General features: G+C 53.9%; 13 protein-coding genes. 8 read left to right on the top strand and 5 right to left on the bottom strand.

Going from position 1 to position 13,525, the window contains the following annotated elements:
- Position 1 precedes the first annotated feature (1 nt).
- The 4 genes from FOY96_RS16365 (at position 2) to pheP (ending at position 5,319) form a co-directional block, all read left to right on the top strand.
- Complete coding sequence (locus FOY96_RS16365; RefSeq protein ID WP_143347444.1) at positions 2-1,033, top strand: ABC transporter ATP-binding protein; 1,032 nt, start codon at positions 2-4, stop codon at positions 1,031-1,033.
- 149 nt (positions 1,034-1,182) lie between these two features.
- A complete protein-coding gene (yahO, locus tag FOY96_RS16360) occupies positions 1,183-1,458 on the top strand; it encodes a DUF1471 family periplasmic protein YahO (protein ID WP_033144835.1) in 276 nt (91 codons plus the stop codon).
- Positions 1,459-1,643: 185 nt separating this feature from the next.
- A complete protein-coding gene (locus FOY96_RS16355) occupies positions 1,644-3,827 on the top strand; it encodes a TonB-dependent receptor (protein WP_143347443.1) in 2,184 nt (727 codons plus the stop codon).
- A 103-nt stretch (positions 3,828-3,930) separates the two neighbouring features.
- Positions 3,931-5,319, top strand: a complete 1,389-nt coding sequence (gene pheP / locus FOY96_RS16350; RefSeq protein WP_143347442.1) for a phenylalanine transporter — start codon at positions 3,931-3,933, stop codon at positions 5,317-5,319.
- 104 nt (positions 5,320-5,423) lie between these two features.
- Here the strand turns inward: pheP and FOY96_RS16345 are convergent, their stop codons facing one another.
- Together FOY96_RS16345 and FOY96_RS16340 are read right to left on the bottom strand one after the other, a co-directional pair.
- On the bottom strand, positions 5,424-6,668 hold the full coding sequence (locus FOY96_RS16345; RefSeq protein WP_143347441.1) for a mechanosensitive ion channel family protein: 1,245 nt from the start codon (positions 6,666-6,668) through the stop codon (positions 5,424-5,426).
- A gap of 65 nt (positions 6,669-6,733) precedes the next feature.
- On the bottom strand, positions 6,734-8,170 hold the full coding sequence (locus tag FOY96_RS16340; protein ID WP_063440703.1) for an MFS transporter: 1,437 nt from the start codon (positions 8,168-8,170) through the stop codon (positions 6,734-6,736).
- 107 nt (positions 8,171-8,277) lie between these two features.
- On the opposite strand from FOY96_RS16340, the gene FOY96_RS16335 reads away from it, so the two are divergent.
- On the top strand, positions 8,278-9,147 hold the full coding sequence (locus FOY96_RS16335; RefSeq protein ID WP_143347440.1) for a helix-turn-helix transcriptional regulator: 870 nt from the start codon (positions 8,278-8,280) through the stop codon (positions 9,145-9,147).
- A 15-nt stretch (positions 9,148-9,162) separates the two neighbouring features.
- On the opposite strand, the gene FOY96_RS16330 is transcribed toward FOY96_RS16335, so the two are convergent.
- The 3 genes from FOY96_RS16330 to FOY96_RS16320 all read right to left on the bottom strand — a co-directional run bounded on the left by FOY96_RS16330 (position 9,163) and on the right by FOY96_RS16320 (position 11,316).
- A complete protein-coding gene (locus tag FOY96_RS16330) occupies positions 9,163-9,771 on the bottom strand; it encodes a helix-turn-helix domain-containing protein (protein ID WP_165356692.1) in 609 nt (202 codons plus the stop codon).
- Positions 9,772-10,071: 300 nt separating this feature from the next.
- Positions 10,072-10,629: a fimbrial protein gene (locus tag FOY96_RS16325; protein ID WP_172620524.1), complete on the bottom strand. Its 558-nt coding sequence runs from the start codon at positions 10,627-10,629 to the stop codon at positions 10,072-10,074.
- 12 nt (positions 10,630-10,641) lie between these two features.
- Positions 10,642-11,316 carry a fimbrial biogenesis chaperone gene (locus tag FOY96_RS16320; protein ID WP_370650850.1) on the bottom strand — a complete coding sequence of 225 codons (675 nt, stop codon included), beginning with the start codon at positions 11,314-11,316 and terminating at the stop codon, positions 10,642-10,644.
- Between the two features lie 283 nt (positions 11,317-11,599).
- On the opposite strand from FOY96_RS16320, the gene FOY96_RS16315 reads away from it, so the two are divergent.
- The 3 genes from FOY96_RS16315 (at position 11,600) to FOY96_RS16305 (ending at position 13,506) form a co-directional block, all read left to right on the top strand.
- The gene (locus tag FOY96_RS16315; RefSeq protein WP_143347438.1) at positions 11,600-12,151 is read left to right on the top strand and encodes a fimbrial protein; all 552 of its coding nucleotides are present in this window, start codon (positions 11,600-11,602) and stop codon (positions 12,149-12,151) included.
- Between the two features lie 77 nt (positions 12,152-12,228).
- Entirely contained in the window at positions 12,229-12,762 is a 534-nt protein-coding gene (locus tag FOY96_RS16310) for a fimbrial protein (protein ID WP_112778348.1), read from the top strand.
- A 6-nt stretch (positions 12,763-12,768) separates the two neighbouring features.
- On the top strand, positions 12,769-13,506 hold the full coding sequence (locus FOY96_RS16305) for a fimbria/pilus periplasmic chaperone (protein ID WP_269473754.1): 738 nt from the start codon (positions 12,769-12,771) through the stop codon (positions 13,504-13,506).
- Positions 13,507-13,525: the final 19 nt, after the last annotated feature.

The following is a 13,525-nucleotide window of genomic DNA, read 5'->3' as shown; positions in this document are numbered from 1 at the left end:
CATGCTTGAATTAACCGCCATTTCTAAATCGTTTTCTGATGTGCAGGTGCTCGACAGCTTAAACCTGAGCGTGGCGCCGGGGAGCAGGACGGCGATTGTCGGGCCGTCCGGGTCGGGGAAAACCACGCTGCTGCGTATTCTGGCCGGGTTCGAAACGCCTGACACCGGGCGCGTTGTCATGCAGGGGAGAACGCTGTTCGATGAAAACAGTTTTGTTCCCGCCCACCTGCGCCGGATCGGTTTTGTGCCTCAGGAGGGTGCGCTGTTCCCGCACCTCAATGTGGCAGACAACATCGCCTGGGGGCTGGACGGCACTCGCCACGAGAAGCGCCAGCGCGTTGAGGCGCTGATGGAGATGGTTTCTCTGGACAGGCAGCTCGCAACGCACTGGCCCCACGAGATTTCCGGCGGACAGCAGCAGCGCGTGGCGCTTGCCCGTGCGCTGGCCCAGCGACCTTCACTGATGCTGCTGGATGAACCGTTCTCGGCTCTGGATACCGGCCTTCGCGCGATGACGCGTAAGGCAACGGCCGATCTGCTGGCCGAAGCGGGCGTGGCCTCGATTCTGGTCACCCACGACCAGAACGAAGCGTTGTCCTTTGCTACCCAGGTCGCCGTCATGCGCTCCGGACGCTTCACGCAGGTCGGTACGCCTTATGACGTCTACACCCGTCCCGTTGACGAAGAGACGGCGCTGTTTCTTGGCGATGCCGTGATCCTCCCTGCTCAGCTCGCTGCCGGGTATGCCGTGTGCGCGCTGGGTGAAGTGCCGACGGACAACGCGCATGCAACAGGGCAGGGCAGGGTAATGATGCGCCCTGAACAATTACGCGTGACGGCATGTGCAGCGCATGAAAGCCCGATCTCGATTCTCGACGTGGACTTCACCGGCCAGCTGTCGACGCTCACCCTGGGATTAGCCGGGCAGCAGCAGCCCGTAATTCTGAAGACCGTAAGCCAGCCAGGATGGAACCCGGGCACGGCTGTACGCATTGATATTGCTGGCACCGCGCGGGTATTCGAATATTCTTAATATTCGTTAGTAATTTCATGCAACGGGTTGTTATAAAAGATTTTTCCCGAACGCATGGCAATTCCTGAGATTCTCTACCATGCTCATAAAACCTCACCACAATGCGTGAGGTTTTTCGTAGTTGCTGATTAATCTCAAGGAAAAAGGTTATGAAAAAGACGACTGCTATTTTGTTGGGAACGGCGTTACTGTTTACGACCAATGCTTTTGCTGCCCAGCTACTCACTAAAAGCGAGTTCAAGAAAGTTGCATCTCAATATAAAAAAATCGGTACGGTAAACACCTCGAATGAAGTATCGGTGGATGATGCGAAAAAAGAACTGATTGAGAAAGCCGATAAGCAAGGCGCGGATGTCCTGGTGCTCACTTCAGGGAACACCAACAATAAAATTCACGGTACGGCCAATATCTACAAGAAAAAATAATGTTATTGCAGCCATCCCCGAAACGGGGTGGCTGTTCCCCCTCTTTTCTCGCCAAATCTCCTTATGAACGCGGTTACACTTGCTAACGCATGGATAATGCGTATAGTTCTCATTTGCATTGCATTCAATACATTCTAAGGCCCGACAACGGGTCATTTTTGCGCGCACTTTAAAATGAGTTAACGATGAACAACACCATCATGCACAAAACGCTGCTGGCGCTCGCCGTTGGCGCGGCGACACATTCCGCCTTCGCGGCGGACAATCAAAAAGAGGACACCCTTGTTGTCCAGGCTGCTCCAGCCAGCGATTTCAAACCCGGCGGCGACCAGTTGGTACCGGCCTTCCTTGACGGACAGGTGGCGAACGGCGGGCGCATGGGTATGCTGGGCCAGCAGAACGCCATGGACGTGCCGTTCAACATCATCAGCTACACCTCGAAGCTGGTGGAAGATCAGCAGGCGAAAACCATTGCCGATGTCGTCGCGAACGACGCGGGCGTGCAGTTCGTTCAGGGGTACGGCAACAGCGCGGAGACCTACCGCATCCGTGGCCTGAAGTTCGACGGCGACGACATGACCTTTGGCGGCCTGTCCGGCGTGCTGCCGCGCCAGGTGGTGGATACCCAGATGGTCGACCGCATCGAGATCTTTAAAGGGGCCAACTCGCTGATGAACGGCGCGGCAAGCTCCGGCGTGGGCGGGATGATTAACCTTGAGACAAAACACGCGGGCGAACTCCCGCAGGCGAAAGTCGGCGTGGACTACACCTCGGATTCCCAGATTGGCACCACGCTGGATGCGGGCCGTCGCTACGGTGACAGCGACCAGTTCGGCGCGCGGGTGAACCTGGTTCATCGCGAAGGGGAAACCGGCATACCGAATGACCGCCGCCGCACCACGCTACTCTCTACCGGCCTTGATTACACCGGCGACCGCTTCCGCACCTCGCTGGATCTGGGCTATCAGAAGAAAACCTTCCACGGCAGCCCGACCAGCGTCAATATTTCCGCGGTGGATTTCGTTCCGGAGCCGCCGAAAAACGATCGCAACTTCTCGCAGAAGTGGGCCTACAGCAACATCGAAAACGAATTCGGGATGTGGCGCAGCGAGTACGACATCACCGACGGCTGGACCGCCTATACCGGTCTTGGCGCGCAGCACGCGCACGAGGAAGGCATCTACAGCGCGCCGAAGCTGGTGGATAAAAGCGGCAAGGCAACGGTCAGCCGTCTTGATACCAACCGCATAAGCGATTCCGTCAGCGGCATGGCGGGCGTTCGCGGTAATTTCAATACCGGCTTCGTCTCGCACAAGGTCAACGTTGGCTATTCGGCGATGACCAAAAATGAAAAAATCGCGTGGAAAATGTCGGCGACGAAAGATAACCCGACCACCAACATCTACCACAACACCGGCGTCGACATGCCGGATAGCACCAACTTCAACGGTTCCGGCGGAAAGTACAGCGATCCGCTGACCAGCGGGCGCACCCGTACCCAGGGCTGGCTGCTGAGCGATACGCTGGGCGTGCTGGATGACAAGCTGCTGTTCACCGCAGGCGCCCGCCATCAGAAGGTGGTCATTCGCGGGTATAACAAAGTCACCGGGGCGGAAAACGCGGCGGACGGTTTCGACGGCAGCCGCTGGATGCCCACCTACGGCGTGGTCTACAAGCCGTGGGAGGCGATCTCCCTTTATGCAAACCACACCGAAGCGCTGCAGCCGGGCAAAACCGCACCTAACACCGCCACCAACTACGGCCAGAGCACCGGTATCGTTCACTCTAAGCAGAACGAAGTGGGCGTGAAGGCGGACTTCGGCCGCGTGGGCGGATCGCTTGCGCTGTTCGAAATCAAAATGCCGTCGGCGATCCTCGACGACAGCGGCCACTACGGCCTGGACGCCGAGCAGCGAAACCGTGGCGTGGAGCTGAACGTCTTCGGCGAGCCCGCGCTGGGGATGCGTCTGAACGCCAGCGCTACCTGGCTGCAGGCCGAACTGACCAAAACCAAAAATGGCGTGAATCAGGGTAACGATGCGATCGGGATTCCGAACTTTTACGCCGTGCTGGGCGCTGAGTACGACATCAAGCCGATTGACGGCCTGACCGCCACCGCCCGCGTGAACCACTCCGGCGCGCAGTACGCTGACCTGGCAAACACCAAAAAGCTGGACAGCTACACCACGCTGGATCTGGGAATGCGTTATCGCTTCGCGGTGAACCACAATGAAAACCAGATGACGGTTCGCGCGGGCATCGACAACGTGACCAATGAAAACTACTGGGCCAGCGTGGATGATTCCGGTACCTATATTACGCAGGGCGAACCGCGCACCTTTAAGGTCTCGGTTGGCTACGCGTTTTAAGCGTTCCATCTCGTTATCCGGGGCAGGGATGCCCCAATCCCTTGCTACCTCCAGCATGAAGTGTTAAAACGTGCCCCTTCTAAAAAAGAGACAGGGGTAGGACGTGAAAGACGCGTCATCCGCTTCAGGCCATGGTAGCGCTGAAGCCTCGTCGGATCAGAATCCGACGCTGCAACGTGGTTTGCAAAATCGACATATTCAGTTAATTGCCCTTGGCGGCGCGATCGGTACCGGGCTGTTTCTCGGCATCGGCCCCGCTATTCAGATGGCTGGCCCGGCGGTGCTGCTGGGTTACGGTATCGCCGGGATTATCGCCTTCCTGATCATGCGCCAGCTTGGCGAAATGGTCGTTGAAGAGCCGGTTTCAGGCTCCTTCGCGCACTTTGCTTATAAATACTGGGGCCCGTTTGCAGGCTTCCTGTCCGGCTGGAACTACTGGGTGATGTTCGTGCTGGTGGGGATGGCGGAGCTGACCGCCGCGGGCATTTACATGCAGTACTGGCTGCCGGACGTCCCGACGTGGATCTGGGCTGCGGCCTTCTTCATCATTATTAACGCCGTTAACCTCGTCAACGTGCGCCTGTATGGCGAAACCGAGTTCTGGTTTGCGCTGATCAAGGTGCTGGCGATTATCGGGATGATCGGCTTTGGCCTGTGGCTGCTGTTCTCCGGCCACGGCGGCGAGCGCGCCACGATCGACAACCTGTGGCAGCACGGCGGCTTCCTGGCTACCGGCTGGAAAGGGCTGATCCTCTCCCTGGCAGTGATCATGTTCTCCTTCGGTGGACTAGAGCTGATCGGCATTACCGCCGCGGAAGCGCGCGACCCGCATAAAAGCATTCCCAAAGCGGTCAACCAGGTCGTGTACCGGATTCTGCTGTTCTACATCGGCTCGCTGGTGGTGCTGCTGGCGCTCTATCCGTGGGTGGAAGTGAAGTCCGACAGCAGCCCGTTCGTGATGATTTTCCACGATCTGAACAGCAACGTGGTGGCCTCGGCGCTGAACTTCGTCATTCTGGTGGCGTCTCTGTCGGTCTATAACAGCGGCGTTTACTCCAACAGCCGCATGCTGTTCGGCCTCTCCGTGCAGGGCAACGCGCCGAAGTTCCTCACCCGCGTCAGCCGTCGCGGCGTGCCGGTGAATTCCTTGTTCCTTTCTGGTGCTATCACCTCGTTGGTGGTGCTGATTAACTATCTGCTGCCGAAAGAGGCCTTTGGCCTGCTGATGGCGCTGGTTGTTGCCACGCTGCTGCTGAACTGGATCATGATCTGCCTTGCGCACCTGCGCTTTCGCGCCGCGATGCGCCGCAAGGGACGCGAGACGCAGTTCAAAGCGCTGCTTTACCCGGCGGGGAACTATATCTGTATCGCTTTCCTCGGGCTGATTCTGGTGCTGATGTGCACCATGGATGAGATGCGTCTTTCGGCGATGCTCCTGCCGGTGTGGGTTTCCTTCCTGTTTGTGGCGTTTAAGCTTTCCCGCAAAAAGTGATCCGCTTTTCTCCCTCTCCCTGTGGGAGAGGGCCGGGGTGAGGGCACCAGACTGCACCAGCCTTCACGCCCGGTGGCGCTTCGCTTACCGGGCCTACAAACGGATTATCTGGCGATAACGCCCGCCAGGGATCGAATATCGTTCCCGGTCGGGGACTGATGAATACGCAGCCCAAATTCATCCACCACCGCGAATATATGGTCGAAGATGTCGGCCTGAATCTCCTCATATTCTGCCCAGACCACCGTGTTGGTGAAGGCATATATTTCAATCGGTAAACCATTCGCGTCAGGCGCTAGCTGGCGCACCATCAGCGTCATATCTTTGCGAATACGCGGATGGTTGCGCAGATATTCATTCAGGTAGGCGCGGAAGGTTCCAATATTGGTCATCTTACGCAGGTTTAATACCGACTCCCCTTCACCGTTTTTTTGATTCCACAGGCTAATTTCCTCATGTCGCGCGGCCAGATAGGGCTTCAGCAGCTTCGCCTGAATGAGTTTCTGCTGCTCCTGCTCGTCGAGAAAATGAATGCTGGTGGTATCAATATTCAGGCTGCGCTTAATGCGTCGCCCGCCGGAGGCCGACATGCCGCTCCAGTTGATAAAGGCGTCGGAGACCAGCGCCCACGTCGGAATGGTGGTGATGGTGTTATCAAAATTGCGCACTTTAACGGTGGTGAGACCGATGTCCGTTACCGTGCCGTTGGCACCGTATTTGGGCATCTCCAGCCAGTCGCCGAGCTTGAGCATGTCGTTGGCGGAAAGCTGGATCCCGGCCACAAGTCCGAGTATCGGGTCCTTAAACACCAGCATCAGAACGGCGGCCATGGCGCCCAGACCGCTGATCAGAATCGCCGGGGACTGGCCGATCAGCAGGGAGATAATCAATATCCCCACCAGGATGGCGCTCACCAGCTTGATGCCCTGGAAGATCCCCTTCAGCGGCAGCTGTGATGCGGTGGCCATTTTCTGCGACAGATTAAAAATCACGTCCAGCAGCGAGAAGAAGGAGAGCAGGGCATACACCATGACCCACAGCTTTGCGCAGGTAGTGACAATTTCCGCCGCTTCGCTGCCCTTTTGCAGCCACAGTACCGCCTGAACGTTGACGATTATCCCCTGAAGGGTGAAGGCCAGACGGTGAAATAATTTATTCTGGGTAATGATCTGCAGCCATAAATGGCTGCTGGCCTGCGCGCGTTTTTCGAAAGCGCGAAGCACCACTTTGTGCAGAATAAAATGAACGATGATGGCGGTAAGAAAAATAATACCAAAGATAATCACTAAAGAGGTGGTGTGATTAATTTCAATGCCTAACTCTTCAACCTGAGCAATTAATTCCTGCATAACGTCTCCTGTATTGATGCAGCCCCATAATGGCGGCTGCGGATCTATTATGCAAATTCCCGGGCTTATTTGGTGGCCTGGCAGACCTTCACCACCGGCAGGCACAGGCGATGGCGGATGCGCAGCGTCGCCAGGGCAAGCACCACCATCATCGCCGTTTCCACCATCAGGAAGACGTTCACCGCCTGGGTGTAATCCCCGTGATGGTTTTGCAGCGCGTGCAGCAAAATCGCGCCAAAAATGGCCGGGCCAAGCCCCAGCGCGGCCTGCTGCAGCGTGCTGAGAATGGCGCTCGCAGCCCCCGCGTCGTCAGGCTGAATATCGCGCATCCCGATGCGGTAGAAGCTGTTCACGATCAGCGCCTGCCCGTAGCCGACCAGCCCGGTCGCGGGCGCCAGCGTCAGGGCGGTATTCTCCATTCCCCAGACGCGGAACGTGGCGATCAGCGCCAGCAGGCCGGCAATCTGGATCGCCAGACCCGTCAGCAGAATGGTACTGGTGCTGTAGCGAGCAATCAGCCTCGGCGCGAACCACGCCGAAATAAAGTAAGTTACGCCCAGCGCGATAAAACTGTTTCCGGACTGCCACGGTGCCATCCCCAGACCGGTTTGCATGGTCAGCGCCATACAGAACATAAACCCGGACCAGACGCTGAAAAAGAGCATCGCAATCAGAATGCCAAAGCGAACGCTGCGAAGCTGCAGCAGGCGCGGCGGGATCAGCGGATGGGCGTTCTCACGCTCCTTTTTGCGCGCATTCAGCGCCGTCAGCCAGCCCAGCGGAATAATGGCGAGAAGCATAACCTTCAGCGGCCACGACCAGTGCCACTGTGGGCCGAGCGCCATCGGGAACAGCAGGCAGCAAAGAATGATCGCCAGCAGCACGGTTCCGGTCCAGTCGATGCGTGACGGCGTCTCGCGACGGGTTTCGGGTACGAAATGGCGACTCAGTGCCAGCACCACCAGACAAATCGGCACGTTGATGAAGAAGGCGTTACGCCAGCCCAGCCCGGCGATATCCGCCGACACCAGCCAGCCGCCGCCCATCTGGCCGACGATAAACGCAATCCCACCGATGCCGCCAAACAGGCTGATGGCTTTAGCGTGCGCCGTACCTTTCAGCGTCACGTGCAGGGTAGCAAGAATTTGCGGCACGATCAGCGCGGCCCCCGCCCCCTGAACGATGCGCGCGGCCAGCAGCTGTTCAATGTTCCCCGCCATCCCGCACAGCAGCGAGGCCAGGCCAAAGCTCGCGACGCCCCACATGAACAGACGCCGACGGCCAAAGTTATCCCCCAGCTTGCTGCCGAGCGCGAGGCAGACGGCGAAGGCCACGCCGTAGAGGGCGACTATCAGCTCCAGCTCGGTGGCGGTGGCGTTCAGCGAGTGGGTGATGGCGTCCAGCGCGACGTTGGTGATTGAGGTATCAATCATCGGCAGCATCTGGCCGGTTAGCAGCAATATCAGGCCAGCGCGGCCCGGTGAAACAACTGACGTATTCATGGTAACTCCATTGCGTCATTCAACAGATGGTCGTAGCATCAACCATCTGATAAACGGGTACCAGTTCTTGCTTATACTGGTACTGGCACTACCATGCAGGGGGATTTATGGCCTTGATGTCTGAACCCGTCGTCTCACTTCAGGATGACACCCGAAAACAGCTGGGGGCATTTTTACGCGCGCGACGCGAAAGCCTCGATCCGCAGCGTCTCGGCCTGCCGCGCAGCGGTCGTCGCCGCACGCCGGGTCTGCGCCGGGAAGAGGTGGCGATGCTCGCGGACGTGGGCGTGACCTGGTATACCTGGCTTGAGCAGGGCAGGGACGTCAATCCGTCCAGCGCGGTGATGGCCGCTGTGGCAAAAGCGCTGCAATGCACCCCGACCGAGGCCCGACACCTGTTTGTGTTAGCCGGGCTGCCGCCGGGTGAAGCGCCGCAGGCGGTTTGCTGCGAGGGTATCAGCGAGGGCACGCGCCGCCTGCTGGATACGCTGATGCCTAAACCCGCCAGCATTCAGAAACCGAATTTCGACATCGTGGCGTGGAACGACAGCTTCGGGCACCTGATGGGCGTCGATTTCAATGAAATCCCGCCGGAAGACCGCAACTGTATTTACCTGTTCCTCACCAACCCGGCGTGGCGCGCGCGTCTCGGCAGGCGTGACGATGTGCTGCCCATATTTGTTTCCTATTTCCGGGCGGCGATGGCCGAGCACCGGGGCGATCCGCTGTGGGAGGTCAAACTGGCGCGCTTCTTTGCGGTGTCGGAAGAGTTTAAAACCCTGTGGCACCAGCGCAACGACGTGCGCGGTGTGGAGAACCAGCTCAAGCTGTTTACCCATCCCGAGCTGGGGGATTTTACGCTGCAGCAGATGTACTGGTACTCAGCGCCGCGAAACGGGTCGCGGCTGCTGGTGTATTTACCGGTGGATGAGGCGGGAGAAAGGGCAATGGCATGGTTGGCGAAGCAGAACAAATAAACCTGGTTACCCGGGTCAGTAGTGATCCGGAAGCCTGTGTATTGCCATTAAGAGCCCACGTTCAATTTTAATATAGTTGCCTGTTTTCAAATCGCTCAGGATCTTCATAATTCGACTGCGCGAAAGATGGGTTTTTTCCTGTATGTAATCACAGGCATTAACTGACAGACGAACGTCTTCTTTTTCGGTCATTAGTGACACAAGGTTTAAACGAATCAACTCGTATGTAGACAACCCAACCGAAGTTTCGTGAGCTTGTAGTAAACGTTTTATGGCATACATATACGAATAGGCGGCTTCCTGCCAAAGATTGCGATTGTTAATAGTTTCAAGTGTGGATTTTCGTGGTTTGATTTCATATCTAATTTCACCGCAGGCCTGCATATAAAAACCCGCATTGGTATCAATAAGATCATTCATACCAACGATCATCGGGGCTTCGATAAACTTCAGTAGAAGCCGGTCTCTCGTTCGGTAGACGGCGACGATGCCGGAATGCAGTATGAATGTCATCGGTTCTTCAAGCTGATCCAATGAAATGATTTGCCGTTGGCGTCCTACCCTTACGCGCGCCGGTTCAGAGAGTTCATGTATAAGTTTTATAATATAATTTTCAGGTTTCATAGCGTACAACATTCCCAGAGAAATATCACTACGAGTATATCAGAGGTTGATAAAAGTGGTGGTCGTGAGGACAAGGTTATAAATGACACCATGGGCTACGCGCAACAAACAACACGTTATCTTAATAGAGGCTGAAAGGTGAAGGATGTTTAACGTAAAGGCGATGGGGAGAACGCGTTGAATGCAGCCAGCAAAGACGCAAAGCGAGAGAAAATCATGATACCCCTTTCAGCACCCTATAATCAAAAAATGACCGAAAACGGCCATCCTTGAGCCGTATCCGGGAGAAAAACCCGTTTGTTAGTTATACGTGAATGACATCGTGATAACGGAGCTGATTTTTCCCGGTGTCGCGCCACCGTCTTTACTGAAAGCGCGAGTATGCATCTTAAAGGTGGGGGTCGTGCCTGCGGAGGCAATATCAATAGTCGCCGTTTTGCCGTTGCCGTAAGCTTCATTAGCCAAACCTTCAAGCTGAACAGCGATGTTTTTGGCCGCTTTGTTTTCACCCGCATCTACTGCCGTGTTGCTGTACAGTGTATTCGGGTCCCCAGCATCGGCTGTGCCGTGAAATGTCGCGGTAATGGTTGAAGTACCCGCCGGACAGCTTTTGAAAACGACGTTAATTGGTACCCATGCAGAACCGCTTCCTGCTGCATTGAGATCGGCGCTTTGCAACTGGTCTCCCAGAGAAATATTTAATGACTCGCTTCCCGTATCGATTACACAAGGTGAGGCGACAATATTGCCCGTTACGGTAATTTGTACTGGGTCTACGGCAAAAGCCGAGTGGACAATACCCGCAGCAAGGAAAATACAGGCTGTTGATGATAAAAAGAATTTATTTACGTTAAACATAATCATAACCATTTAAGCAGATTTTGAGTGCATCTTACCCACAGCGCCGAAGTCGCTGATGACGCTAAATTGAATATTTCCTGAATTAACACCCGCAGGTAGCGTAAAAGATGTTGTTTTTCCTGGAGACGCATAGGAGACATTCGTGAGTTTTTTTCCGGCAACACTGATTTCATTGAAATTAATGTAGCAGGGCGTCGGATTGTTGATATCCAGTTGGTTGCCAGAGATATGCCAGCTGAGTTTGTCGCTCTCTTTCTCTACATCCAGGTTTTTCAGCGAGTCCGGGCGGTAAATCAGTTTGATGCTGGTTGATACCGCAATCTGTAGCGTATTTTTTTCACGTGGCGCAGATGGGATTGCCTTAACACGTAGCCAGAACATGGACTCTTTATCTTGTGGAAGATTTCCTGACTGGATAACGCGCATCAGGTTTTCTTTCCCTCCATCAAGGCGATAAAGCGGAGGGGTGATGATAAAGGGCGGTTTTTGCGGACTACTATCAAGATTATCGATAACCGTCTGGATAAGATAAGGACTACTGTCCGGATTACGAACGCTGAGCGACACTTCTTTTTTTGCACCTGCATAGACGAGGCGTGTTCCGCCAATATTGACCGTTGCATGAGCCATCTGGCAGGTGGCAGCGATAGTGCAGCCAAGCAGTAAAATAGAAATAATTTTCACGGTAAAACTCCAAGAGATAATATATGACTCCTTAACGGGAAAAGACAGTTTTCCATGCTGATGCTGTAATTCTAAGTACCGCTAAGGGTATTGTCCTTCTAAACATTGTCCCATTTAGGAGCCAGGAGAGGATCGCATTTCATTTGAACTGGAAATTTAATATTGTAAAAATTCCCATGTCAGTAAAACATTGTTGCAACATGCTGAGTATTTTTTCGCTGAAAAATAATGTTTTATTTGAGAAAACAGGATTTTTCTTTCTTATAGGTATCTGGAGTTTTAAATGAAGAAGCATATGTTCGCTGTAGTTATGGCATCTATTATGGCAAGCGCCACCTGTGCACAGGCGGCAAGCACCACTACGACCGTTAACGGTGGTAATATTAAGTTTATGGGTTCTGTGGTTGACGCACCGTGCGCTGTTGCCCTGGAATCTGAAGACCAGGTTGTCCATATTGATCAAATTACGTTGAAAAGCCTCGGCGCTAAAGATGCCGTTTCTGGCCAGTCTAAGCCGTTCTACGTGACCCTGACTAACTGCGATGTCAGCACTTATACGAATGCCGCTATCAGTTTCAGCGGTCAGTCTGACGCTGTAACTGCAGGTGCTTTGGCTAACACCGCAGGTTCTGGCGGAGCAACTGGCGTGGCTTTGCGCCTGTTTGGGCCAGATGGTAAGGCGATGAATGTTAACTCTGGAACCGCATCTGACACCATTCCGCTGTCAAAAGGCGACAACACCATTCCTATGAGTGTTGATTATCTGACAACTGGGGATGAACCAACAGCGGGTGCTGTTGAAGCTGTTGCAACATTCCAGATCATCTATTCCTGATTGCTTTATTTATCCCCCTCTGGAATTCCGGGGGGGATATTTCTGGCGCTTCATCATTATTTTTTATTGAGATAAACATGTTTCGTCTGATAGCACTGATAATTTTCGTTCAACTGCTATTTATTCAGCCAGGTATTAGCAGCGATATATCAACCGTGGGAAAAGTGCATTTCTATGGTGCTGTGGTTAATAGCTCATGTTCAATTGATACGCAGAGTTTTGACCAGAGTGTCATGATGGGTCAAGTCCGTACCGGTTCATTTTTAGGGCCAGGAAGTTGGGCGGAACCGGTCACCTTCTGGATTAAGCTTGAAAATTGTGCCACTTCAACCAGCGAGTCGGCAGGCGTCACCTTCAACGGACTGGCTGATCTTAAGGATCCACAGGTCTTTCAGGCAGGTTTTGGCTCTGGTGCTGCAAAGGGCGTCGGAATTGGTATTTTTGATATGAGAGGCAACCAGGTAATTCCTGATAGCCAACCTCTCGCAAAAATGCCGCTGATTGCCGGAGAGAACACATTACTGTTTACCGCACGATATCGCTCTGTATCGATGCCCGTTACGGCGGGGGATGCCAGTGCGGCCGTCACTTTCTCGGTGATTTATCAGTAAGTAAAAATGGATAAGTGCTCACCAGGATGCTTTTTTATTTTTTTTTTGGATTTTTTAAAAATGAAAACCCTTATTTCAATGTTACTCTTGCCAATGCTCTGTCTGGGAAATAGTCATTTTGTTTATGCAGAAGGGATCGCACTGGGGGCCACCCGAATCATTTATCCGTTGGGTGAAAAACAAACCAGCATCAATGTTGTTAACACCAATAACAAAGAGACGTTTTTGGTACAATCTTGGGTGTCCGATCTCCAGGGTAATAAATCCACACAGTTTACCGTGACGCCGCCATTGTTTGTGATGAAGCCTCAAAAAGCGAACGTTCTGCGCATCATGTATGTAGGCCCAAAACTTCCGGAAGATCGCGAGTCAGTATTTTACTTCAATAACAAAGCAATACCTTCACTCGATAAAAAACAACTTCAGGGTAATACCTTACAGATCGCTACGCAAAGTGTGATCAAATTATTTGTTCGCCCTGCGCATTTAAAAATGAAATCAATGGATGCACCTGCAACGCTGCGTTGCCAGCGTAGTGGAAAAAGCATCACCATTACAAACCCTTCTCCCTATTTTGTTTCGCTGGTGAAATTCAGCGTTGGAGGGAAAGCATTGCCGAACAACATGGTTCCCCCAATGGGTAACCTTCAGGTAACGGCGCCAGATAATGCCCAGGGCAGTATCTCTTTCCAGACCATGAATGACTATGGCGCAGTAACCCCAGCACTAACATGCAATGCGTAATGCAGACAGGTCATAAGAT

Source organism: Enterobacter asburiae (assembly GCF_007035645.1).
In the GTDB taxonomy this organism is placed as follows: domain Bacteria; phylum Pseudomonadota; class Gammaproteobacteria; order Enterobacterales; family Enterobacteriaceae; genus Enterobacter; species Enterobacter asburiae_B.
Note: the sequence above shows the minus strand (reverse complement) of the source record. Positions and strands in the feature narration are given on the sequence as shown.